This is a genomic window from Ureibacillus thermophilus (assembly GCF_004331915.1).
Taxonomy (GTDB): domain Bacteria; phylum Bacillota; class Bacilli; order Bacillales_A; family Planococcaceae; genus Ureibacillus; species Ureibacillus thermophilus.
In genome coordinates, this window is sequence record NZ_CP036528.1 from 1,251,135 (window position 1) to 1,274,708 (window position 23,574).

Genomic DNA, 23,574 nt, shown 5'->3' on the forward strand with positions numbered 1-23,574 from the left:
GACTATGTAAAACCCTTTTCATTTTTAGATGTTATTTAATGGACATTTTGAATTGCAAAAAGTATTCATTATATTTTCCGAGCCATTCCAAACCTAGATTTTCATATACTTCCAATCTGTTTTTAATTTCTTCAGGAGGATAGAAGCGCTCATCGTTGGCGATTTCCGGATCCATAATTTCTAATGCTGCTTTATTCGGTGTGGAGTATCCTACATATTCCGCATTTTGGGCAGCCACTTCCGGGTCGAGCATGAAGTTAATAAAAGCGTGGGCACCTTCGATATTTTTCGCCGTTTTCGGGATGACAAAGTTGTCAAACCACAAATTGGAACCTTCTTTCGGCACCGCATAGTCCAATTCTTCGTTTTCCGCCATCATATCTGCGGCAGAACCAGACCAAGTGAGAGCAACGGCTGCTTCATTATTCTCCATCATCGGAATAATCTCATCGCCGATAACCCCTTTAATATTTGGAGAGAGTTTAATGAGCTTATCCGTCGCTTTTTGCAATAGTTCTTCATCTTTTGCATTCAACGATTCTCCCATTGAGTTTAAGCCCATTCCCATAACTTCACGGGCGCTGTCCACCAAGAATACTTTGTTTTTCAATGAAGGATCCCATAAATCGTTCCATGATTCAAAAGTCAAAGGTTTTGAAAGCATGTTTGGATTATAAACGATGCCAACCGTACCCCAGAAATAAGGGATGGAATATTTATTGCCAGGATCAAAAGGCAAATCCAAATAATAAGGATCGATGTATTTTAAATTTGGGATTTTTGAATGATCAATCGGATAAAGCAAGTCTTTTTCAATCATCATTTCGATTGTATATTCAGACGGGACAGCGATATCGTAAGTTGTTCCGCCTTGCTCAATTTTTGTGAGCATCGCTTCATTGGAATCAAAAGTTTCATAAATGACTTTAATGCCAGTTTCTTTAGTAAATTGCTTCAATAAGTCCGGATCGATGTAGTCTCCCCAGTTATAGATTGTAATCGTATTTTTGCTTCCTTTACTTCCGGAGGCTTCCAACTGGCCAGCAACAAAATAAAGTCCGGCGCAGACGATTAAAATGGCAATGCTTAAATTGATTAATGATCTCATAATTTACCGACCCCCCCGTTAATCAATTTCGTGCGGCGGGTTACGAAATAATATCCAATGACAATCAGCACCGTCACGATAAATATAATTCCGGAAAGGGCATTTACAGTCAACGAAATTCCTACACGGGCGATGGAATAAATTTCTACAGATAATGTGGAAAATCCGTTTCCTGTAACGAAAAATGTAACGGCGAAATCATCGAGTGAATAAGTGAGCGCCATAAAGAAGCCGGCAAAAATGCCCGGTTTGATGTAAGGAATAATCACGCGATACATGACATCTCTTTTTGTAGCCCCCAAATCCTGGGCTGCATCAATTAAATTCGGATTCATTTCGGATAGTTTTGGCAGCACCATCAACACAACAATCGGTATGCTGAAGGCAATATGGGAAATTAAAACAGATGCAAATCCGAGTTTAACCCCAATCATTGTAAATAGGATTAAGAAGCTTGCTCCAATCACAACGTCCGGACTGACAATCAAAATATTATTGAGCGAAAGCAAAGTATTTCGCATTTTCCGGTTCTTGATTGATGCGATGCCAATAGCCCCTAAAGTGCCAAGAATTGTAGAAATTAAGCTTGATAATAAAGCGACGATAAGGGTATTAATTAATATCACTAACAGCCGGGAATCTTCAAAAACGGCTTCATAATGCTCCAAAGTAAAGGACTCAAAGTTGGACATGGAACCGCCGCTATTGAAGGAATAGAAAATCAAATAGAAGATAGGCGCGTATAATATAATGAATACGACAACCAGATAAATTTTTGCAGTTGTTGATAATTTATTCATTATACGCGGCCTCCTTTAGTTCTTCTAGTTCTAGCAGTAAAAATCATGCTCGCAAACATGATGATAACAAGGAATACGGCAATCGTTGAACCCATTCCCCAGTTTTGCGCCACAAGGAATTGCTGTTCAATAGCTGTACCTAATGTAATCACTTGGTTCCCTGCAATTAAGCGAGTGATCATAAAGAGCGACAGGGCGGGAATGAATGTTACTTGAATGCCTGATTTAACTCCTTCAATTGTTAGCGGCCAAATGACACGGCGGAATGTTGTAAAAGGGGAAGCCCCTAAATCCCGCGCTGCATCCACCAATGTCGGGTTTAATTTATCCAAAGAGTTGAAAATCGGAATAATCATAAATGGTATAAAGATATAGACAGCTACAAAGATAAAGCTGAAATCGGTAAATAAGATTTGCTGCGGTTCAATGCCAAAAACGCTGATGAAGGCATTAATCGGTCCATATAAACCGAAAATGCCGATAAATGCATACGTTTTTAAAAGCAAGTTGATCCATGAAGGAATAATAATAAACATCAACCAAAGATATTTATGTTTCGTTTTCGTTAAGAAATATGCCGTTGGGTAGGAAACCAACAATGTAAAGAATGTGATAACAACGGCGTAAAAAAAGCTCGTGAAGGTCATTTTTAAATAAACAGGCGAGAAGAATCGTTTATAGTTTTCCAGCGTAAAATTGCCGTTTAAATCAAGCAAGGAATAATAGATGATTAAAGCGATTGGTGCAATAACGAAAAAGATAATCCAAAGAAAGTAGGGGATAAGCGGCCCCTTAGCAACCCGGTCACGCATTTCTCTCATCATCTCCATAGGATTCCAATCGCTTATCGAATTCTTCTTCCGTCTCGTTTAAACGCATGACATGAATTGCTTCTGGTTCAAAATATAATCCGATTTCTTCGCCGACTTCTGCCTTCTTCAAAGAATGAACAAGCCATTCATTGCCATCTTTATCATAAGTTGATAATTCATAATGCACGCCGCGGAACAGTTGAGTATCCACTGTCACAACGAGTTTTCCTTTATCGACTGAAGTGATTTCCAAGTCTTCAGGGCGAATGACAATATCTACTTTTTCGTTTGGTTTCATTCCTTTATCGACGCACTCGAAAACTTTTCCTGCAAATTGCACTTTATAATCTTCCAGCATGATTCCTTCCACGATATTGGATTCACCAATGAAATCTGCGACAAATCGGTTGATTGGTTCATCATATATATCAACTGGGGAACCGGATTGTTGAATTTCTCCATCATTTAATACAAATATTTCATCGGACATCGCTAACGCTTCCTCTTGGTCGTGGGTAACAAACACAAAGGTTTTGCCAAGGCGCTGCTGCAATTCTCTCAATTCATATTGCATTTCATAACGCAATTTTAAATCGAGGGCAGATAGTGGTTCATCGAGTAAAATCACTTCCGGTTCATTGACAATTGCCCGGGCAATGGCAACCCGTTGTCGTTGCCCCCCTGACATTTCGGATATTTCCCGGTTTTCAAATCCTTCCAAGTTTACAAATTTCAGCGCTTCCCTCACACGATCTCGGATTTCTTTTTCTTTCATTTTTTTTATGCGCAAGCCGAACGCGACGTTTTCAAAAACATTCAAATGAGGAAAGAGCGCGTAGTCTTGAAACACTGTGTTTACTTGTCGTTCATGGGCTGGAACGTTGTTGATTTTTTTTCCATTAAAATAAACGTTTCCGCTAGAAGGCTCTGTAAAACCCGCGATGATTCGAAGGATGGTTGTTTTCCCGCAACCTGATGGCCCCAGTAGGGTATAAAACTTTCCTTTTTCCAGTTCAAAGTTGATGTTTTTTAATACAACTGTCCCATCATCATAGGATTTTGAAACATTTTCAAATTGAATAATCGTGTTACCCATACTCAAGCCTCCTAAACACTATAAATAAGATTCTGTTGCTACAAGAAGCAGTTGCGACTCACCATCATTGGCATTAAAAATTTGATGATTGCTTGAAGCCTCATAATAAATTGAATTTCCCTCGCTTGCGATATACTCTTCGTCTCCCAGCACTACACGAATTCGACCCTTTAATACGTAAATGAAAGTTTCTGCAAGAGACGGTTCAAATTGTTTATATTCTCCACCCTTTTGAAAGGTAATAATCACCGGCTCCATTTCTTTTTCATTGGAAGTAGGTATGAGCCATTTAATTTCGTATTTCTTTTCATCATCTCTATAGGAAGTTTGGTCTTCTTCGCTATAGACGACTTTTTGTTCTTCCATATCATCATCAAAAAATTCTTTCGGAGTGGAGCCTAAAACTTCTAAAATAGTAAAAAGCGTGTCAATGGAAGGGGAATTCAAATCGCGTTCAAGCTGAGAAATGTATCCTTTTGTCAGGTCTGTTCTTTCCCCAAGTTCTTCTTGGGTTAATCCTTTTTTAATGCGCAATGCTTTTATTTTTTTTCCAATTTGCATATAGTAAAACTCCTCTTTAGCAACAAATAGTTTATTTTCTTTAAACATTCAGTAAGAAAGTTTACTATTACAAAACTTAAAGTTTACAATTACAGATAATGATTATACAGAATTTTAGAGGGAATGCAATATTTTTTATAAAAAATTCTTTCTCATTAATGAATACCACTGGGATCAGGTTTATTTTCGCTTATTTCAGGAAAATAAAAAAATATATAACTATGATAAATAAAGGAAGAGTTTGTGAAATAAATTGAAATTAGCTCCTGTATTTGTTAATGTAAAAATTAGGAAAGAATCACCTTCACTATTCATTTAGGAGGGATTTTTCATGGCAGAACGTCTAGTAGGAAAACAGGCTCCGTTATTTGTATTGGATGCAGTAATGCCAGATAAAACCTTTGGAACCGTTTCTTTAGAACAAATCATGAATGAAGGGAAATGGACGATTTTATTTTTTTATCCAAATGATTTTACCTTTGTTTGCCCGACTGAAATTACCGCTATCAGCGACCGTTATGAGGAATTTCAGGAATTAAATGCAGAAGTAATTGGCATATCAACGGATTCTTTGTATTCCCATTATGCTTGGATTAACACAGAACGTACAAAAAATGGAATTGGTCCTTTAAATTATCCATTAGCTTCAGACCGTAACCATGTTGTTTCAAGAGAATACGGGGTTTTAATAGAAGAAAAAGGTGTGGCGATGCGCGGATTATTTATTATTCATCCATCAGGTGAAATACAATATGAAGTAGTGCATCACAATAATGTAGGCCGCGATATTGATGAAGTGCTTCGTGTTTTACAAGCCCTTCAAACTGGAGGATTATGTCCGGCAAATTGGCGGCCGGGTCAATCCACATTGTAATAAAAGGGCTTTATTAATAGATTAAGGAGGAAAATGGATGAAATTGCGTTCACCATTGCCTAATTTGGATGGTGCAACGGCATGGTTTAATGGAGAAGTAAGAAGGGAAGATTTGCTGGGGGAAAAAGCAACATTAGTTCACTTCTGGTCAGTCAGCTGTTATTTATGCAAGGAAGCAATGCCTGACTTGAATCGATTGTGCGAAAAGTATAAAGACCACTTGAATGTTGTAGCAGTGCATATGCCTCGAACGGATGAAGATCGGGATTTAATAACGGTAAAACAAATAGCAGCTGAATTGGAAATGACGCAGCCGATTTATGTGGATAATGATTATGTATTATCAGATTTATTTGGAAATGAATATGTTCCTTCTTATTATGTATTTGACCGTTCCGGTTCCTTAAGGCATTACCAGGCTGGCGGAAAAGGGATGAAAATGTTGGAGCAAAGATTGGAACGAATTATAGGCGTACAAGGCACCTCTTAATCTAGAGGTGCCTTATGTCATTGCCCGGTTGACGAAGCGGTTGATATCCACTACAGCTCCGATGACAAGCAGCACATCGCCTAAAAGAATTTTCTCATCGGCGCCAGGAGAAATAATAATTTGTTCTCCACGTTTGATGCCGATAATATTGATTCCATAATTGGCGCGAATGTCTAGGTCTTTAATGGAGTATCCGGCAATCCGATCATTAGATCTAATTTCCATAATTGAATATTCATCGGATAATTCCAAGTAATCGAGCACATTGTGGGACATGATATTGTTGGCAATGCGGATTCCCATATCCCTCTCTGGATGCACGATAAGATCGGCACCGATTTTATGCAATACTTTGGCATGATAATCATTTTGAGCTTTCGCCGTGATTTGAGGCACTCCAAATTCTTTTAAGATTAACGTCGCCAATATGCTTGCCTGAATGTCATCTCCAATTGCTACAATGACATGTTCGAAATTTTGGATGCCAAGGGATTTTAATGCCTCTTCATCGGTTGCATCTGCAATCACCGCTTGGGTAGCGATTTTTGCATAATCTTCCACCCGTTCAGGGTCAGAATCTATTGCCATCACATCTGCCCCTAATCGCACCAATTCTTCTACAATGCTTCCTCCAAATCGTCCTAGCCCGATGACTACAAATTCTTTTTTCATTAGTTACCTCCATGCTTCGTTCAAACATCGATGACAATATTTTATATCACTCCGTGGATTTCCACAAATCAGGAAAAAGAAGATATTTATTCTTTTATTCCAACCACTCGAATTCGCTTGTAGTCAGCAACCCAAACACCATTTTCAAAAAGGGAAGGTTTTAAGGCTGTTTCAACATTTGCAATGATTTCGTGTTTCAACTGTTCATTAATTCCTTCAAAAAATGAGCTTGCGAACATAGCAATCCAATTTTTTAATCCATCTTCTCCTTCAAGGGGCGTTGGACGGTCAAAATGCATCGCCAATGTAACGCGGAAACCTACTTGTTCCATTAATGCTACATATTCGCCGATGCTTGGAAAATACCAAGGGGATGCAATGTCTCTTTCAATTCCTGCTTTTTTTATTTGCATAAGCAAAGCGTCAGTAATCTTTTGAACATTTCCTTTGCCGCCAAATTCTGCAACAAATCGGCCCCCATTTTTTAGGCTGTTGAAAATATTCGTTAAGGCTTTTTCCGACGGTTTGACCCAATGCAATGTGGCGTTTGAAAAAACAGCATCAAATTCATGATGAAAATCCATTTTCGTAACGTCTTTCACTATAAATTGAATATGGGGATATTTCTCTTTTGCTTTAGCGACCATGTTTTCGCTGAAATCGATTCCCACCACATTGGCGCCGACGCTCGCGATTTTATTCGCCAAATCTCCAGTTCCGCATCCAACATCCAATATGCTTTCTCCTTTTTTTGGATCTAAATAATCGAATAATTGGTTTCCGAATTTTGAAACAAAGGCATGTTTATCATCATAAAGCAATGGATTCCAATGATCTTTCTGAATCGTATTCATCTGCATCTCTCCTTATTTTTTGTAAAATTATACAAATTTACAATAAAAGAGTAAATAATAAATTGGAATATTATGAATTTTTGAAAGAATGGTAAAAAAAGGGCTGTCCAGAAAGTCGAACACTTTCTGAACAGCCTTACTTCTAGTAAAATTCTCTTAAAAAATTTCCCTGCGGTGGTTACAAAACGCGCCTTTTTGTCGCAATTTATCTGCGGCGAAGTATGTGCTACAGCCGCAAAGGGGGCGTCTGAAAAGTCATTTTGAGACGCCCCCTTCTTTGCTTATACCTCCATAATAATCGGCAAAATCATTGGCCGGCGTTTTGTTTTTTCAAACAAATATGGAGATAAAATTTCCGTAATTTCATTTTTTAACTCTGTCCATTGGGATTTTTCCTGAATTTTTTCTGCCAAGTGTTCTGAAAGCATTTTTTGTGCTTCGCTAATTAACGTAGCCGATTCGCGCATATACACAAAGCCTCTAGAAATGATATCAGGACCTGCCACGATTTTTTGTTGTTTCATATCTACACTGACCACAACGATGACTAGCCCTTCTTCGGAAAGAATGCGGCGGTCGCGCAACACGATATTTCCGATGTCACCAATGCCGCTTCCATCAATGTAGACATCCCCAGAAGGAACGCGGCCTGCAATATAGGCTTCATCTGAACTTAATGCAAGCACATCGCCGTTTTCCATTACAAATGTATTTTCAGGTGGAATATCGCAATCGATTGCAAGTTTTGTATGCATTTTTAACATGCGATATTCACCATGGATTGGCATAAAGAATTTCGGTTTCATTAAGCGAAGCATTAGCTTTTGTTCTTCTTGGGATCCGTGTCCAGAAGTATGGATATTGTTAATAGAACCATGAATGACTTCTGCTCCTGCTTTATATAACAAGTTGATGATGCGATTGACGCTAATCGTGTTTCCAGGAATTGGAGAAGATGAGAATACAACAGTATCTCCAGGCTGAATTTGAATTTGTCGGTGAGTACCATTAGCAATTCGCGATAATGCGGCCATTGGCTCACCTTGAGATCCTGTACATAAAATCATGACTTCATTCGCAGGAAGGCGATTGATGGTTTGAGCGTCCACAAAGGTTTCTTTTGGAGCAGTAATATATCCTAGTTCCCGGCCAATGGAGATGGCGTTGTCCATTGAACGTCCAAAAACAGCAATTTTTCTTCCGTATTGAGCTGCTGCATCGGTTACTTGTTGGAGACGGTGGATATTCGAAGCAAAAGTTGCAAAAATGATGCGTCCTTCTACTTTTCGGAAAATATCGTGGATGCTTTCGCCAACTTTACGTTCGGACATTGTAAAATTAGGAACTTCAGCATTTGTACTGTCCGATAATAAACAAAGCACTCCATCGCGTCCAATTTCGGCCATCTTTGTTAAGTTTGCAGGTTCTCCAACCGGTGTAAAGTCAAACTTAAAGTCGCCCGTATGAACGATATTTCCTGGAGGCGTTTTTACAACGATTCCAAAAGCATCTGGTATGCTGTGAGTTGTTCTAAAGAAACTAACGGATGTTTTTCGGAATTTGATGACGTCGTCTTCTTTAATTTCAATTAATTTTGTTTGACGAAGCAATCCGTGCTCTTCTAATTTATTTCGCAATAGCCCGAGGGCAAGTTTTCCACCGTATACTGGAACATTCACTTTACGCAATAAGTACGGAATTCCGCCGATATGGTCTTCATGGCCATGGGTAATAAACAACCCTTTAATTTTATCTGCATTCCGAACCAAATATGTGTAGTCAGGAATTACATAATCAATTCCTAAAAGGTCGTCTTCAGGGAATTTTATGCCTGCATCAATGATGATAATTTCATCTTGAAATTGTACGCAGTAAGTATTTTTGCCGATTTCGCCCAGTCCGCCGAGAGCGAAAACGGCTGTTTGATCATTTTTTACAAATTTCATATAGTTTACGCATTCTCCAAACGGAAATTCGGGCTATTTTTTTCATATTCTAAATAATTGCCCTCTAATAATTGGATATACTCAATCAAAATGCGGCGATCCTTTAAATATTCGCGGACTTCTCGTTCTGAGTTGGCTTCTAGATATAGGCTTTTTGTATTTTCGCGAATAGGCACTTCTTCTGGATTTTCTTGATAATACACTTTGTAAATCATTTTTTCTCTCCTTCTTTGACCGAACATTTTTGCATATATTATTTTTCCACTTTTTACGAATATAATCAATTAATTATATATACTAACGCAAATGGCGCTCTTTTCTCAACCATTTGCGTGAAGTGGTGAAGATTATTCCCATCTTAATCATCAAAGATATTCACCATCATCGAAAACAAATGCATTTTCTTTTATATTATCATGGGAATCTTTTAAAATAAAGAAAAGCCCTTCATTTTTAGAGAAGGGCTCAAGCGATTGATTTTTTGCCGAGGATGCCATTGAGTCGTCTCAAAAGTTTCTTTTTGAGTCTTTTCAACATGGCGCATCACTCCTTATTAAAAGTATAAGGTAGAATGATATATATGTAAAGTATTTTTCATTTACATATAAATATGCGTTGGAAGGGTTAATGATCATGAAGAAAGTGCTGTTTTTTGACGTGGATGGAACGCTTTACAATAGCAAGAAACAATTGCCTCCGTCTGCAAAGGATGCGATCTTTCAAGCGAAGCGAAACGGTTATGAAATTGCGATTGCTACAGGCCGTGCCCCTTTTATGATTGAACCGATTTTAAAAGAGTTGGAGATTGATACATTTGTTACTTTTAATGGCCAATACGTTGTTTATAAAAATGAAGTCATTTTTATGGACAGTGTCCCAAAAGAGGAGTTGGCGGAAATTATTGAATTTGGTTCTAAGCGCAATCATCCGGTTGTCTTTATAGATGACAAGAAAATGATTGCAACAGCAGAGGGAAACGAAAAGATTGAACAAAGTTTAAAGTCGCTCCGCTATCCGTATCCGAAAATCAATCCCCATTTTTATAAAGAAAATACTGTTTATCAAACGCTGATTTTTATGGAAGAAGACGAGGAGCCTGTGTATCATCAAACATTTTCAAATGTAAAATTTGTCCGATGGCATCCGTATTCTTGCGATATTCTTCCAAAAGATGGTTCAAAGGCAAGAGGCATTCAAAAAGTGCTGGAAAAAATGAATGTGCCGATTGAAAATGCCGTTGCCTTTGGCGATGGTTTAAACGATATCGAAATGCTTAAAGCAGTCGGCATTGGCGTGGCCATGGGCAATGCAAAAGAGCAAGTAAAAGCTGTTGCCGATGTGGTTGGAGATCATGTAGATGATGATGGGCTTGCAAAAGTGATGAAAAAATTAGAGATTATCTAATATATGTATATGCGGGATACCTGTTTTAGTCTCGGCAATTCTAGTTAAAAAAACCCCAATAGCACCTTTTAACGGGCTATTGGGGGCTTTTTTATGCTTCGCTTTCCGCTTCCAATGGAAAGGCGTCTGGGATTGGGGCAAAAGGATCTTCTTTATTAATATGGTCGTAAAACATCACGCCGTTTAAATGGTCGAGTTCATGTTGGAAACAAATAGCTGGAAGGCCTTGTAGACGCATTTTTTTCTCTTCGCCATCCAAGGTGTAAAATTTCACGGTAATGCGTGCATAACGAGGCACATAACCAGGCACACTGCGGTCTACTGATAAGCAGCCTTCTCCTTGAGGCAAGTATGTTTTTTCTGCAGAATGGCTGACGATTTTTGGATTCACTGCAATAAAACTTAATGCTTCTCCGTTTTCTTGTTCTATATGAATGGCAAAGATTCTTTTTAAGAAATTGATTTGGTTTCCAGCAAGTCCAATTCCAGAGCGAAGTCCATATTTTTCTGCAATTTCAGGGTCTTGGCTATTTTTTAAAAACTGCAACATATCTTTTGCCAGTTTTCGTTCTTCATCAGTTAATGGGAATTTCACTTCTTCTGCTTTCGTTCTTAAAGCAGGGTGCCCTTCTCGGACAATGTCTTTCATTAAAATCATTTCTTACTCCCTCTCAATATCACTATCAAATTTTTCAATATAAAAATATCATAAGTTTTTTTCTTTTTCTAATAAATGGACCAATGAATATTATATGCGATACATAGGGGATACTGTATTCATATGCAAATATTTTATGAACATAACATAAAAAATGTCTAATTTTTCAAACTGTTATAACACAAGTTTTTATTGTATTATAACAGATGTGTCTTAGTTGACTGTGGATTAAAATAGAAAATATAAGATTTAAAAAGAGAAAACAATAATTGACCGATGGTGTTTAGGTGGGTTATACTGTTAACAACTAATAATTGTATCAATTTTTTCGGTTGTTTAGACTAATACAGTTAAAGGAGAGGTGTTTTATGAGTGAGAAAATTTTTGATCCTAAAGGCGTGCTGAAGGATGTAGAAAATAAATTCGAAATGTTTCAAATTCTGAATGAAAACGGGGAAATTGTGAACGAAGAATACGATCCTAAATTATCCGATGAGGATTTAGTAGAATTGATGTCTCGCATGGTTTATACGAGAATTCTAGACCAACGTTCCATCTCTTTAAACCGTCAAGGACGCCTTGGATTCTACGCACCAACTGCAGGACAAGAAGCTTCTCAAATTGCTTCCCACTATGCATTGGAAAAAGATGATTGGATTTTGCCAGGATATAGGGATGTGCCGCAAATTGTTTGGCATGGACTGCCGCTATGGAAAGCCTTTTTGTTCAGCCGCGGACATTTCATCGGAAATCAGATACCAGAAGGATTAAATATCGTCCCTCCTCAAATCATTATTGGGGCTCAATACATTCAAACGGCAGGAGTAGCTTTGGGAATTAAAAAGCGCGGCGGCAAAAATGTAGCCGTGACATATACAGGTGACGGCGGTTCATCGCAAGGAGATTTTTATGAAGGAATCAACTTTGCAGGCGCCTTTAAAGTGCCGGCCATTTTCTTCATCCAAAACAACCAATATGCGATTTCAACGCCAAGAGAAATCCAAACGGCAGCAAAAACTCTAGCACAAAAAGGAATTGCTGCAGGCATCCCATGTGTGCAAGTTGATGGAATGGATCCACTTGCAGTTTATGTGGCAACAAAAGATGCTCGAGAGCGCGCTGTGGCGGGAGAAGGGCCAACATTAATTGAAACGGTTTGCTATCGTTATGGTCCGCACACTATGTCTGGAGACGATCCAACGCGTTATCGTACGCCAGATATTGATAATGAATGGGCGAAAAAAGATCCGCTTGTGCGTTTCCGCAAATATTTGGAAGGCAAGGGATTATGGTCTGAAGAGAAAGAAACAGAAGTGATTGAAAAAGCGAAAAGCGACATTAAAGAAGCTATTAAAAAAGCGGATGAAGCTCCTAAACAAAAGGTAACAGATTTAATTTCCATCATGCACGAGGAACTTCCATCCAATCTAAAAGAGCAGTATGAAATCTATAAAGCAAAGGAGTTGAAATAACCTATGGCACAAATGACAATGATTCAAGCGATTACAGATGCGTTAAGAACAGAATTAAAAAATGATGAAAATGTATTGGTGTTCGGGGAAGACGTCGGCGTCAACGGCGGTGTGTTCCGGGCAACAGAAGGGTTACAAAAGGAATTTGGAGTGGATCGGGTTTTTGATACTCCTCTTGCTGAATCGGGAATCGGTGGGCTTGCAATAGGGTTGGCATTACAAGGCTTCCGTCCGGTTCCAGAAATTCAATTTTTCGGATTTGTCTATGAAGTAATGGATTCTATTAGCGGTCAAATGGCCCGCTATCGTTACCGTACTGGCGGAACGTATAAAATGCCAATTACGATTCGTTCACCATTTGGCGGTGGTGTGCAAACTCCTGAGATGCACTCAGATAGTTTGGAAGGATTGATGGCTCAACAACCAGGATTAAAAGTAGTCATTCCTTCAACGCCATATGATGCAAAAGGATTGTTAATTTCAGCAATCCGCGATGATGATCCGGTCATCTTTTTAGAACATTTAAAATTGTATCGCTCCTTCCGCCAAGAAGTGCCAGAGGGAGAGTATACAATTCCAATCGGCAAAGCGGACGTTAAACGAGAAGGAAAAGATTTATCTATTTTTGCCTATGGACTTATGGTGCATGAAAGTATAAAAGCGGCAGAAGAATTAGAAAAAGAAGGATACTCTGTTGAAGTGGTCGACCTTCGCACAGTGCAGCCTCTTGATATTGAAACAATCGTTGCTTCTGTTGAAAAAACAAATCGAGCTATCGTTGTTCAAGAGGCGCAAAAACAAGCTGGCATTGCGGCAAATGTTGTGGCGGAAATCATGGAAAGAGCAGTGTGGAGTTTAGAGGCACCTGTTTTAAGAGTTGCAGCACCGGATACAGTTTATCCATTCCCGCAAGCTGAAAATGTATGGCTGCCAAATTATAAAGACATTATTGAAACAGCGAAAAAAGTATTGACATTTTAAGTAGCAGAAAGGGTGATTGGTAATGGCGTTTGAGTTTCGTATGCCGGATATTGGCGAAGGAATTCATGAAGGCGAAATTGTCAAATGGTTCGTAAAACCTGGAGATGAAGTGAAAGAAGATGATATTTTATGTGAAATTCAAAACGATAAAGCAGTCGTTGAAATTCCTTCTCCAGTGGATGGGAAAGTAGAAGAAATTTTAGTGGAAGAAGGAAAAGTGGCAGTGGTTGGCGACGTGCTTATCCGCTTCGATGCACCAGGTTATGAAAATATGCAATTTAAAGGCGATGTGCATGTAGAAGAAGGAACGAAAAAAACAGAAGAACAAGTGCAAGCAACAGCGGAAGATGGAAAGGTAGAAAATGCAAAAGAAGAGACATCATTGACGGCTAAAGAAGAAGTGGCTGCCCGCGTCATTGCGATGCCTTCTGTTCGCAAATTTGCAAGAGAAAATGGTGTAGATATTCGCAAAGTGAAGGGAACTGGTAAAAACGGGCGCATTTTAAAAGAAGATGTGATTCAATACATGGAAGGCGGACAAAAAGCACAAGAAGTGCCGGAAGTGTCTTCAGAAAAAGTGGAAGCTGCGCAAGAATCACCAAAAGCTCCTATATTGGAAGGCGATTTTCCAGAAACGAGAGAAAAAATTTCCGGAATCCGCAAAACCATTGCGAAAGCTATGGTTCATTCAAAACAAACGGCACCTCATGTCACATTGATGGACGAAGTGGACGTGACAAATTTAGTGGCCCATCGCAAAAAATTCAAAGACATTGCAGCGGAGAAGGGCATCAAGTTAACTTACTTGCCATATGTAGTAAAGGCATTGGTCGCAATGCTTCGTGAATTTCCAGAATTCAATCGTTCCTTTGACGATGCAACAGAAGAAATCATTCAAAAACATTACTATAATGTAGGAATTGCTGCAGATACGGAGCGTGGACTCCTCGTTCCGGTCATCAAACATGCCGATAAAAAATCCATTTTTGCATTGGCAAAAGAAATTAATGAGTTGGCAACAAAGGCGCGCGAAGGCAAACTGGCTCCTAATGAGATGAAGGGCGGTTCCATGTCCATTACGAATATAGGATCTGCTGGAGGTCAATGGTTTACGCCGGTCATTAATTATCCGGAAATTGCAATTTTAGGGCTTGGAAGAATTTCAGAAAAGCCTATAATAAAAGAAGGTGAAATTATTGCAGCACCTATGTTAGCATTATCATTGAGCTTTGATCATCGTTTGATCGATGGCGCATTGGCTCAAAATGCGTTAAATTATCTAAAACAATTAATTAGTGATCCAGAACTTTTATTAATGGAGGCGTAACAAATGGTAGTAGGAGATTTTCCAATTGAAATCGACACACTCGTAGTCGGAGCGGGTCCTGGTGGATATGTAGCTGCGATTCGTGCGGCACAAACTGGGCAAAAAGTGACAGTTGTTGAAAAAAATGAAGTGGGCGGCGTATGCTTAAACGTTGGATGTATCCCTTCAAAAGCATTGATTTCTGTTGCTCACCGTTATGAAAATGCGAAACATTCAGAAGATATGGGCGTTATTGCATCTGATGTAAAACTTGACTTTTCAAAAGTTCAAGCATTCAAAGATAGCGTAGTGAAAAAATTAACTGGCGGGGTAGCCGGTTTATTAAAAGGAAATAATGTAGACGTTATCAAAGGTGAAGCATATTTTATTGATGCAAACACTGTTCGCGTTGTAAACGGTGACAATGCTCAAACTTACAAATTTAAAAATGCTATTCTAGCTACAGGTTCACGTCCTGTAGAAATCCCAACATTCAAATATTCTGACCGCGTATTGAACTCCACTGGCGCATTAAATCTAAAAGAATTGCCTAAAAAATTAGTGGTTATCGGCGGTGGATATATCGGTACAGAATTAGGTACTGCATATGCTAACTTCGGTACAGAAGTAACAATTCTTGAAGGTGGAAGCGACATTTTAGCCGGATTTGAAAAACAAATGACTCAAATCGTGAAAAAAGGTCTGAAGAAAAAAGGCGTGACAATTGAAGTGAACGCCCTTGCTAAAGGTGTAGAAGAAACAGAAAATGGCGTAATCGTTACTTATGAAGTAAACGGCGAAGAGAAAAAAGTAGAAGCAGATTACGTACTTGTAACAGTTGGACGCAGACCAAACACAGATGAACTTGGTCTTGAACAAATCGGCATCGAGTTTGGCGAAAGAGGATTAATTAAAGTTGATAAACAATGCCGTACAAATATTCCAAATATCTATGCAATCGGTGATATTGTTCCTGGTCCACAACTTGCTCACAAAGCTTCTTATGAAGGAAAAGTTGCTGCTGAAGCAATTGCCGGACATAAATCTGTTGTTGACTACTTAGCAATTCCAGCAGTTTGCTTCACTGATCCAGAAATGGCATCTGTTGGATATAGCGAAGAGCAAGCAAAAGCGGAAGGCATCGAAGTAACGGTTGCGAAATTCCCATTTGCTGCAAACGGCCGTGCATTAGCATTAAATCAAACAGAAGGTTTTGTGAAACTTGTTGCACGTAAAGAAGATGGCCTTATCATCGGTGGACAAATTGTAGGTGCAGGTGCTTCTGATATGATTTCTGAAATCTGCCTAGCAATCGAAGGCGGTATGACAGCTGAAGACATCGCTCTTACAATTCACCCGCATCCAACATTGGGCGAAATCACAATGGAAACTGCCGAAGTACTATTAGGCAATCCAATTCATATCATTTCAAAATAATTCATAATAAAAAAAGGAGCAATCTGTCTGGTTGCTCCTTTTTTTGGTGCGATTGGCATGTACATGAACTATGGGGTGTAAGTTCCGAACCCCGAAGACAGAGGCAGCAGAGGTCATCGTATTAGTTGGTTTAGAACTACTAAGAAGGACCGAACAATTAAGAGAGAATAGCCCTTGGCATTCAGTGGGTCATGATGAACACAGAAAACGTAGTACCTCACTTGAGGAAGGAATCGGTGAATCCCGTGGGAGACCTCTTGGAGGGTGGAGTGACCACTGGCATAAAGAGAACAGCTATTCACGGAAGTTATAAAAACTTGCGTCAATTATCTTAATTGAACCGCTGTATACTACGGTGGTGTGAGAGGAGGGGAGTTCATCGATCCCTCCTACTCGATTGAAACCGTTTGGATATTCGCTGCGTATTGTTTAATGAGAAATACAATCAATGAAAATTCTTCATATTTCTGCAGATTGGACACAAGACCAGTTAAGATGGCCAATCTAGGATTTTCTTTCTTCATTTCATCTATTAAAAGTTGAATGGATTCATCAATCAACGGGTTTTCCTTATAATGCCCATCTAATGGTTCGAGCAAAGATAAAATATGTTCTTTTGAAATCAGTTCATCGAAATTGGAAGAACCTATTAAATTCCACATTTGTTCCGTCACAAAATGAAGGTTGCTGTATTCTACAATAATATTTACTTTTTCTGCAAGGCTATTGGCTAAATGCTCTAAATTATACTTTTGTGGACGAGTCGTAATAAATTCGGTATAACTAATTAATAAACCACGAACAACTAATAATAAATCATACTTAAAATGTTCCGCTTTTTCTCCAAAAGTTTGTTGGATAATCGTCAGCAGCGATTGATCAAGAATGGAATTCAATTCTTTGATTTTTTTAATGACTTCATTGTTCATCGGTTGAAAATTTTCCCGCATGCACATGGAGATAAAGGAGTAGTGGTCTTCTAAAAGTTTAAAACTGTGAAAAAAGAACAACGTGATTTTATTTTCTTTCGGTATGCTGTCATTTAAAATTTCATTCTGTTTCGCAATGATTTTTTTAATAAAATAATTGGTAATTTCCACGAGTAAATCATCTTTTGATTTAAAGCTGAGATAAAAGGCGCCTTTCGAAATGCCGCATGCATTGGTTATATCTTGGATGGAAGTAGACTCCACACCGTTTTTCGAAAACAGTTCAATAGCCTTCTCCATAATTAGAATTTTTTTTGTCACAAAATCTCCTCCGAAATGTAAAGAAATAACTCGATTACATTGACAGTGACTGTTCAGTCAATTATTATATTGAAATGTGACCGATTAGTCAAAAAAGGTGGGTTTAACTTTGAACGGATTAGTGAATTTCGTCATAAAAAATAAGTTAGCCGTATGGTTATTAGCCATTATTTTAATGGTAACAGGAATTTATTCTACTTCCCGAATGAATAAAGAAACAATTCCTGACATCTCAATTCCTTATATTACGGTAATGACCATTTATCCAGGGGCTACTCCTGAACAAGCAATGAATGACATTTCCATTCCTTTAGAAAACGCAGTGCAAAATTTAAGGAATGTAGTAGGGGTTTATTCCACATCCTATTCCAATATGTCCAGCGTACAAGTGGAATATGAATATGGAACTGACATGATCGATGCGGAACGGGAATTGCGTTCAGTCATTGACAGCATGGAGTTTCCGGATACAGCCCAAGACCCTACAATTGCCCGGATTACAGTGAATTCTTTCCCGATTTTAGCATTAAGTGTTTCAAGCGATAAAGAAGACATTGTGGAACTGACTTCCACAGTTGAAGATGTCATTGTACCGAAATTAGAAGGGATTGAAGGCGTATCTTCCGTTTCCATTTCGGGCCAGCACGTAAATAAAGTGGAACTTGAATATGACCAAGAAAAAATGGCGTCTTTAGGCATTACGGAAGATAATGTGAAACAAATGATTCAAGCAAGCGACTTAAAAGCTCCGCTTGGGTTATATCCATTTAAAGAAAAAGAACAATCTATCGTAATAGATGGCAAATTTACAACAGTTGATGAATTGAAAAACTTGCTTATTCCAGTTACACCAACTATACAACACCCAACACCTTTTGTGACTTTAGGGGAAATTGCAAAAGTGGAATTAGTCGGGGAAGTTGAATCAGTTTCCCGTACAAATGGAAAAGAAGCAATCGGCATCCAGATTGTAAAAGGTCAAGAAGCAAATACAGTTGAAGTCGTGAATGAAGCAAAAGACATCATTAAAGAATTAGAAGACAAATATGACGGACTGCACATTGATGTAACCCTTGACCAAGGGGAGCCGATTGAAGAATCTATTTCCACAATGCTTGGGAAAGCCATTTATGGTGCAGGATTTGCGATTATTATTATCTTGCTGTTCTTGCGCGATATTAAGTCAACAATTATATCTGTTATTTCCATTCCGTTGTCTTTGTTGATTGCATTTACAATTTTGCATCAAATGGAAATTACATTAAATATCATGACTCTTGGTGCGATGACCGTTGCAATTGGACGGGTTATCGACGACTCCATCGTTGTAGTTGAAAATATTTATAGACGATTGCACTTAAAAGATGAAAAATTAAAAGGTCGTGCGTTGATTCGTTCTGCAACGATTGAAATGTTCAAACCGATTTTAGCTTCCACCCTTGTAACCATTGCCGTGTTTGCGCCGCTTGTGTTAGTTGGCGGCATGGTGGGAGAGCTATTTACACCGTTTGCATTAACGATGGCCTTTGCCTTATTGGCATCCTTGTTTGTAGCTATTACAGTTGTTCCTTCCCTATCCCATACGCTGTTTAAAAAGCAATTGTATGGTGAAAAAGCGGTCGGAAAAAATAAACATGAAAAACAAAGCGCTTTAGCTTCATGGTATAAAAAGGTATTGGCTTGGTCTTTAAATCATAAAGTAATTGCTTCTCTTATTGCGATTGCATTATTAGCTGGAAGCTTATTCTTAATTCCGGTTGTAGGTTTCAGTTTCTTATCAACTGACCAAGAAAAAGTCATGTATCTCACATATACGCCTGAACCTGGCGAATCTAAGGAAAAAACGTTGGAAAATGTGCAAGTTGTTGAAGATAAACTACTTGCAAGAGATGATGTAAAAATCGTCCAAGTTTCCATTGGCTCTAGCGGCGGTCCAATGATGGGCATGATGGGAACGGACGGAGCATTGATGTATGTTATTTTTAAAGATGACACAGAAAACTTTGATGATGTCCAAGAGGAAGTTGAAAAATATATTGAAGGCTTGGACCAATCAGGTAAATGGATCAATCAAAACTTCAGTATGTCCATGTCCAATAACGAACTAAGTTATACTGTTTATGGCGATGACATGGAGAAAATTGAAAAAACTGTATCAGACATCGAACAAATTATGAAAGAGTCTGGAAACTTAAAAGATGTAAGTACCTCTCTTTCTGAACGTTATGATGAATTCACATTAAAAGTGAACCAACAAACATTGTTGCAATATGGTTTAACAGCTGGACAGCTTGCCATGATGTTAAATCCGAACCAAAAAGATGAAGTGTTGACAACACTTAAAAAAGACGGTACGGATATCGATGTCATTGTAAAACGGAATGTTAACTTAGCTGAATCGTTTGATGATTTATTAGAACGGCCTGTGCCGACTGCAACAGGTGCGCCTGTACAGCTTAAAGACATTGTGGAAGTGGAAAAAGGTACAGTTTCCAATACGATTTCTCGCAGCAAAGGACAGTTGTATGCAAGCGTATCTGGTACAGTCACAAGCAAAGATGTAACGAAAGCTTCATCCGAGGTAGATAAAAAAATAGATAAACTTGATTTGCCAAAAGGCGTTGAAATTGGCGTTGACGGTGTTACAGCAGATATGGAAGAAGCCTTTACACAATTAGGCTTTGCGATGATTGTGGCAATTGGAATTGTTTACTTCATCCTCGTTGTAACATTTGGTGAAGGATTGGCTCCATTCGCAATCCTCTTCTCATTGCCGTTTACAGTGATCGGTTCATTAGTAGGGCTTTGGATTGCAGGAGAAACAATTTCCGTATCGGTTATGATGGGTATGCTCATGTTGATTGGTATTGTCGTAACAAATGCGGTTGTATTAGTTGACCGAATCATCAATATGGAACGTACAGGAATGCCAATGCGTGAAGCGATTCTAGAAGCAGGTGCTACTCGTCTTCGTCCAATCCTAATGACAGCCATCGCCACAATTGGTGCGTTAATTCCGCTTGCGATTGGCGCGGAAGGCAGCGGCATGATTTCAAGGGATTTAGGTATTTGTGTAATCGGCGGTTTATTCAGTTCAACGATGTTAACCTTAATTGTAGTGCCGATTGTTTATGAAATTTTATCCAAAATGTTGCGAAAAAATCGTACAGAAATTGAAGAAGATTAATTCATAAATCAAGAATTCACCCTCGATATCTACAATATCGAGGGTGAATATTTTTTATCCTTGCTGGACAATTGCCAAAAGCAGGCGTAGAATAGTGGATACAAGAAGGAGGGAAAGGTATTACAAATTACTTTTGATACCGCAGATTATGACCATTATCCGCACGATTTTACAAATACTGATTTTATATATTTTTTATTACATTGGCGTGTTGATTGTGAATGTAACCCATCTCCCTTTTCCGCCTAGTGTGATTGGTTTGCTATTATTATTTTTATGTTTGCAACGAAAATGGATTAAAGTGGGAATAATCCAGCAAGGTGCCAGCTTTTTAATAGGGTTTATGACATTATTTTTTATTCCTTCGATGCTCGGGATTGTAGAATATCCAGAATTGCTGTCGATGAAAGGGATTCTTTTAATCGTGACCGTTTTTGCAAGTACGGTGCTTACCATTTATTTGACAAGCATCTTTAGCGGAATTATCGAAAGAAAAGAGAGAGGATTGAAGGGGAAGGAGGATGGTGGAGTTGAACGCCATCATTTATATCATTAGCACGGTTCTCATCTTTTTAATCATGATGAGATTATATAAACGTTTTCCTTTTCCGTTTTTACTTCCTATTCTTACGACAACCATTGTATTAGTGGTATTGATTATATTGCTTCATATCCCTTATAACGAGTATATGGAAGGCGGAAAATGGATTCAAAATCTATTAGGGCCGGCCGTTGTTGCATTGGCTTATCCATTGTACAATCAACGTCAATTAGTAGCAAAATATAAATATACAATCATGTTAGGCATTGTTTTTGCGATGATGATTGGTTTAATCAGTGTATGTTTAGGTTTAGAAGCATTTCATGAAGAAAAAGACTTTATCTTGACGGCCTTGCCTAAATCGCTGACGACGCCAATTGCCATGCAGGTGAGCGAAACCATCGGAGGAATTCCACCGTTAACGGCCGTTTTAGTGATGGTGGCCGGTTTTACGGGGGCACTTTTTGGTCCAATGGTATATAAATTAGGCAAAATCGATTCACCGATTTCAAGAGGCATTTCGATGGGAAGCGCCAGTCATGGAGTCGGCATATCGAGATTAAAAGATTATGGAGAAGAGGATTTGTCAATCGGCTCTGTCTCCATGAGTTTAAGCGCGGTTATTGGTGCGATTCTTTGCCCGATTTTCGTATTTCTCTTTTTCTAAAAGATTTTATTAGAGCGAATGGAAGAAACCATAAGTTTCCCATTCGCTCTTTTTTGGTGTGAATTGGGTACACTTATATAATGAATCATTTTGTAAGTATAACGTAAGAATAAATGCTTCTTTATACGCATATCCCCATATAGTAGACATCGCAAGAAAAATCTATGAATTGTATCCAAATTTTAGATTCTTTTGATTTTTCAAAAATAATTAATAGACAAAAATTTGTCACAAGTTTAAAATAACGGATACAGGGGGTGAAATTTGGAAAAAGTTTGACTTTTTCCAATGGGGATATGAAAGTGATTCGAATTATTCTTCAAGTAATGCTTTTATATGTGTTCTATTACATTGGGGTGTTTGTGGTAGAAATGACGCATTTGCCATTGCCAGCCAGCATCATCGGCTTAGTGCTTTTATTTATCTGCTTGTATTTTAAATGGATTAAAGTGGATTATGTGAAAGATGGGGCAAATTTCTTAATCGGGTTTATGACGTTATTTTTCATTCCGCCCATTATCGGGATTATTGATTATCCGGAACTTCTTTCTGTATCAGGTTCATTACTGGTGGCTTCGGTCATCATCAGTACACTTTTTGTGCTGTTTACAACAAGCTTGATTTGCCAATGGATTGAGAAAAAAGAATTGGCAATGAAAGAAAAAAAAGAACTGGCAATGGAAAAGGAGGGAGAAAGGGATGTGGATCGTACGAGCGAGTGTATCCATCATTAGTACAGTTTGTGTATTCCTATTAATGAGGAAATTGTATTCCAAATATCCCACTCCATTATTAATGCCCATTTTAACATCGACGATAATTATCATTGCAGGGTTGTTGCTTTTGAATATTCCTTTTGATGTTTATATGGAAGGTGGACGTTATCTTCAACATCTATTGGGACCGGGTGTTGGCGCTTTAGCTTATCCGCTTTACAATCAATGGCAGATGGTGTTGAAGTACAAATATACAATACTATCCGGCATTGTGATTGCAATGGTGAGCGGTATAATAAGTGTTTATACACTGCTTGTCGTTTTTAAAATCGATAAAGAATACATCTTAACTGCCTTGCCTAAATCAATGACGACACCAGTTGCAATGAACGTCAGCGAAACTATTGGGGGAATTCCGCCTCTTACCGCAGTATTGGTGTTGATTGCAGGATTTACGGGAGCTCTTCTCGGCCCTCTTATGTATTCCCTTGGAAGAATTCATTCTCCTATCAGCCGGGGAGTTGCCATGGGAAGCGCAAGCCATGGGGTTGGTACGGCAAAGCTGGTTGATTATGGTGAGCTGGATTTATCCGTTGGTTCATTATCGATGGGCTTAAGTGCAGTGGTTGGAGCGATTTTATGTCCTATCTTTGTCTATATCTTTATGTAATAAAAAAGAGGCTGGGACATAAACAAAAAATTAAAGGGGCAGTTGAAAGAGTTTTGATAAAAAATTGATATA

General features: G+C 38.5%; 24 protein-coding genes. 13 read left to right on the forward strand and 11 right to left on the reverse strand.

The annotated features are described in order from the left end of the window. Nucleotides 1-31: 31 nt before the first annotated feature. The 5 genes from DKZ56_RS06155 to DKZ56_RS06175 are packed head-to-tail and all read right to left on the reverse strand — an operon-like array spanning nucleotide 32 to nucleotide 4,377. Nucleotides 32-1,108, reverse strand: a complete 1,077-nt coding sequence (locus DKZ56_RS06155) for an ABC transporter substrate-binding protein (RefSeq protein WP_208651861.1) — start codon at nucleotides 1,106-1,108, stop codon at nucleotides 32-34. Next, the gene (locus tag DKZ56_RS06160; protein ID WP_208651862.1) at nucleotides 1,105-1,908 is read right to left on the reverse strand and encodes an ABC transporter permease; all 804 of its coding nucleotides are present in this window, start codon (nucleotides 1,906-1,908) and stop codon (nucleotides 1,105-1,107) included. The genes DKZ56_RS06155 and DKZ56_RS06160 overlap by 4 nt, the downstream gene beginning before the upstream one ends. Beyond that, nucleotides 1,908-2,720, reverse strand: a complete 813-nt coding sequence (locus DKZ56_RS06165) for an ABC transporter permease (protein WP_208652182.1) — start codon at nucleotides 2,718-2,720, stop codon at nucleotides 1,908-1,910. Before DKZ56_RS06165 ends, DKZ56_RS06160 begins: the two co-directional genes overlap by 1 nt. After that, the gene (locus DKZ56_RS06170; protein ID WP_208651863.1) at nucleotides 2,713-3,816 is read right to left on the reverse strand and encodes an ABC transporter ATP-binding protein; all 1,104 of its coding nucleotides are present in this window, start codon (nucleotides 3,814-3,816) and stop codon (nucleotides 2,713-2,715) included. The genes DKZ56_RS06165 and DKZ56_RS06170 overlap by 8 nt, the downstream gene beginning before the upstream one ends. Nucleotides 3,817-3,834: 18 nt before the next feature. Continuing rightward, on the reverse strand, nucleotides 3,835-4,377 hold the full coding sequence (locus tag DKZ56_RS06175; protein WP_208651864.1) for a helix-turn-helix domain-containing protein: 543 nt from the start codon (nucleotides 4,375-4,377) through the stop codon (nucleotides 3,835-3,837). 331 nt (nucleotides 4,378-4,708) lie between these two features. Here DKZ56_RS06175 and DKZ56_RS06180 point away from each other — a divergent pair, with 331 nt between their 5' ends. After that, a complete protein-coding gene (locus DKZ56_RS06180; RefSeq protein WP_208651865.1) occupies nucleotides 4,709-5,251 on the forward strand; it encodes a peroxiredoxin in 543 nt (180 codons plus the stop codon). 37 nt (nucleotides 5,252-5,288) lie between these two features. Then, the gene (locus DKZ56_RS06185) at nucleotides 5,289-5,741 is read left to right on the forward strand and encodes a TlpA family protein disulfide reductase (protein WP_208651866.1); all 453 of its coding nucleotides are present in this window, start codon (nucleotides 5,289-5,291) and stop codon (nucleotides 5,739-5,741) included. 12 nt (nucleotides 5,742-5,753) lie between these two features. Here DKZ56_RS06185 and DKZ56_RS06190 read toward each other — a convergent pair whose 3' ends face one another. The 4 genes from DKZ56_RS06190 to DKZ56_RS06205 all read right to left on the reverse strand — a co-directional run bounded on the left by DKZ56_RS06190 (nucleotide 5,754) and on the right by DKZ56_RS06205 (nucleotide 9,428). Next, complete coding sequence (locus tag DKZ56_RS06190; RefSeq protein WP_208651867.1) at nucleotides 5,754-6,413, reverse strand: potassium channel family protein; 660 nt, start codon at nucleotides 6,411-6,413, stop codon at nucleotides 5,754-5,756. Between the two features lie 86 nt (nucleotides 6,414-6,499). Next, nucleotides 6,500-7,273 carry a class I SAM-dependent methyltransferase gene (locus DKZ56_RS06195; RefSeq protein ID WP_208651868.1) on the reverse strand — a complete coding sequence of 258 codons (774 nt, stop codon included), beginning with the start codon at nucleotides 7,271-7,273 and terminating at the stop codon, nucleotides 6,500-6,502. A gap of 275 nt (nucleotides 7,274-7,548) precedes the next feature. Beyond that, the gene (gene rnjA / locus DKZ56_RS06200) at nucleotides 7,549-9,213 is read right to left on the reverse strand and encodes a ribonuclease J1 (RefSeq protein ID WP_208651869.1); all 1,665 of its coding nucleotides are present in this window, start codon (nucleotides 9,211-9,213) and stop codon (nucleotides 7,549-7,551) included. 5 nt (nucleotides 9,214-9,218) lie between these two features. Next, on the reverse strand, nucleotides 9,219-9,428 hold the full coding sequence (locus DKZ56_RS06205) for a DNA-dependent RNA polymerase subunit epsilon (RefSeq protein ID WP_208651870.1): 210 nt from the start codon (nucleotides 9,426-9,428) through the stop codon (nucleotides 9,219-9,221). A 418-nt stretch (nucleotides 9,429-9,846) separates the two neighbouring features. Between DKZ56_RS06205 and DKZ56_RS06210 the strand changes: the two genes are divergently transcribed. After that, the gene (locus DKZ56_RS06210; RefSeq protein ID WP_208651871.1) at nucleotides 9,847-10,617 is read left to right on the forward strand and encodes a Cof-type HAD-IIB family hydrolase; all 771 of its coding nucleotides are present in this window, start codon (nucleotides 9,847-9,849) and stop codon (nucleotides 10,615-10,617) included. Between the two features lie 91 nt (nucleotides 10,618-10,708). On the opposite strand, the gene def is transcribed toward DKZ56_RS06210, so the two are convergent. Beyond that, the gene (gene def / locus DKZ56_RS06215; RefSeq protein WP_208651872.1) at nucleotides 10,709-11,275 is read right to left on the reverse strand and encodes a peptide deformylase; all 567 of its coding nucleotides are present in this window, start codon (nucleotides 11,273-11,275) and stop codon (nucleotides 10,709-10,711) included. A gap of 368 nt (nucleotides 11,276-11,643) precedes the next feature. Here def and pdhA point away from each other — a divergent pair, with 368 nt between their 5' ends. From pdhA to DKZ56_RS06240, 5 genes are all read left to right on the forward strand, one after another. Continuing rightward, nucleotides 11,644-12,747 (forward strand): pyruvate dehydrogenase (acetyl-transferring) E1 component subunit alpha, encoded by a 1,104-nt coding sequence (gene pdhA / locus DKZ56_RS06220; RefSeq protein WP_208651873.1) that lies wholly within the window; start codon nucleotides 11,644-11,646, stop codon nucleotides 12,745-12,747. A gap of 3 nt (nucleotides 12,748-12,750) precedes the next feature. Next, the gene (locus DKZ56_RS06225; RefSeq protein WP_208651874.1) at nucleotides 12,751-13,728 is read left to right on the forward strand and encodes an alpha-ketoacid dehydrogenase subunit beta; all 978 of its coding nucleotides are present in this window, start codon (nucleotides 12,751-12,753) and stop codon (nucleotides 13,726-13,728) included. Nucleotides 13,729-13,750: 22 nt separating this feature from the next. Continuing rightward, complete coding sequence (locus DKZ56_RS06230) at nucleotides 13,751-15,055, forward strand: dihydrolipoamide acetyltransferase family protein (RefSeq protein WP_208651875.1); 1,305 nt, start codon at nucleotides 13,751-13,753, stop codon at nucleotides 15,053-15,055. A 3-nt stretch (nucleotides 15,056-15,058) separates the two neighbouring features. Continuing rightward, nucleotides 15,059-16,471 (forward strand): dihydrolipoyl dehydrogenase, encoded by a 1,413-nt coding sequence (gene lpdA / locus DKZ56_RS06235; protein ID WP_208651876.1) that lies wholly within the window; start codon nucleotides 15,059-15,061, stop codon nucleotides 16,469-16,471. Between the two features lie 194 nt (nucleotides 16,472-16,665). Beyond that, nucleotides 16,666-16,806 (forward strand): hypothetical protein, encoded by a 141-nt coding sequence (locus DKZ56_RS06240; protein WP_222837146.1) that lies wholly within the window; start codon nucleotides 16,666-16,668, stop codon nucleotides 16,804-16,806. Between the two features lie 54 nt (nucleotides 16,807-16,860). Here DKZ56_RS06240 and DKZ56_RS06245 read toward each other — a convergent pair whose 3' ends face one another. Beyond that, entirely contained in the window at nucleotides 16,861-17,721 is an 861-nt protein-coding gene (locus DKZ56_RS06245; protein WP_208651877.1) for a TetR/AcrR family transcriptional regulator, read from the reverse strand. Nucleotides 17,722-17,830: 109 nt separating this feature from the next. Here DKZ56_RS06245 and DKZ56_RS06250 point away from each other — a divergent pair, with 109 nt between their 5' ends. From DKZ56_RS06250 to DKZ56_RS06270, 5 genes are all read left to right on the forward strand, one after another. After that, the gene (locus DKZ56_RS06250; RefSeq protein WP_208651878.1) at nucleotides 17,831-20,908 is read left to right on the forward strand and encodes an efflux RND transporter permease subunit; all 3,078 of its coding nucleotides are present in this window, start codon (nucleotides 17,831-17,833) and stop codon (nucleotides 20,906-20,908) included. A gap of 94 nt (nucleotides 20,909-21,002) precedes the next feature. Then, nucleotides 21,003-21,464: a CidA/LrgA family protein gene (locus DKZ56_RS06255; protein ID WP_245989607.1), complete on the forward strand. Its 462-nt coding sequence runs from the start codon at nucleotides 21,003-21,005 to the stop codon at nucleotides 21,462-21,464. Next, nucleotides 21,430-22,116, forward strand: a complete 687-nt coding sequence (locus tag DKZ56_RS06260; protein WP_062678609.1) for an LrgB family protein — start codon at nucleotides 21,430-21,432, stop codon at nucleotides 22,114-22,116. The genes DKZ56_RS06255 and DKZ56_RS06260 overlap by 35 nt, the downstream gene beginning before the upstream one ends. 296 nt (nucleotides 22,117-22,412) lie before the next feature. Further along, nucleotides 22,413-22,850: a CidA/LrgA family protein gene (locus DKZ56_RS06265; protein WP_208652183.1), complete on the forward strand. Its 438-nt coding sequence runs from the start codon at nucleotides 22,413-22,415 to the stop codon at nucleotides 22,848-22,850. Next, nucleotides 22,816-23,502 (forward strand): LrgB family protein, encoded by a 687-nt coding sequence (locus tag DKZ56_RS06270; protein WP_208651879.1) that lies wholly within the window; start codon nucleotides 22,816-22,818, stop codon nucleotides 23,500-23,502. The genes DKZ56_RS06265 and DKZ56_RS06270 overlap by 35 nt, the downstream gene beginning before the upstream one ends. The last annotated feature ends 72 nt before the right edge of the window (nucleotides 23,503-23,574 follow it).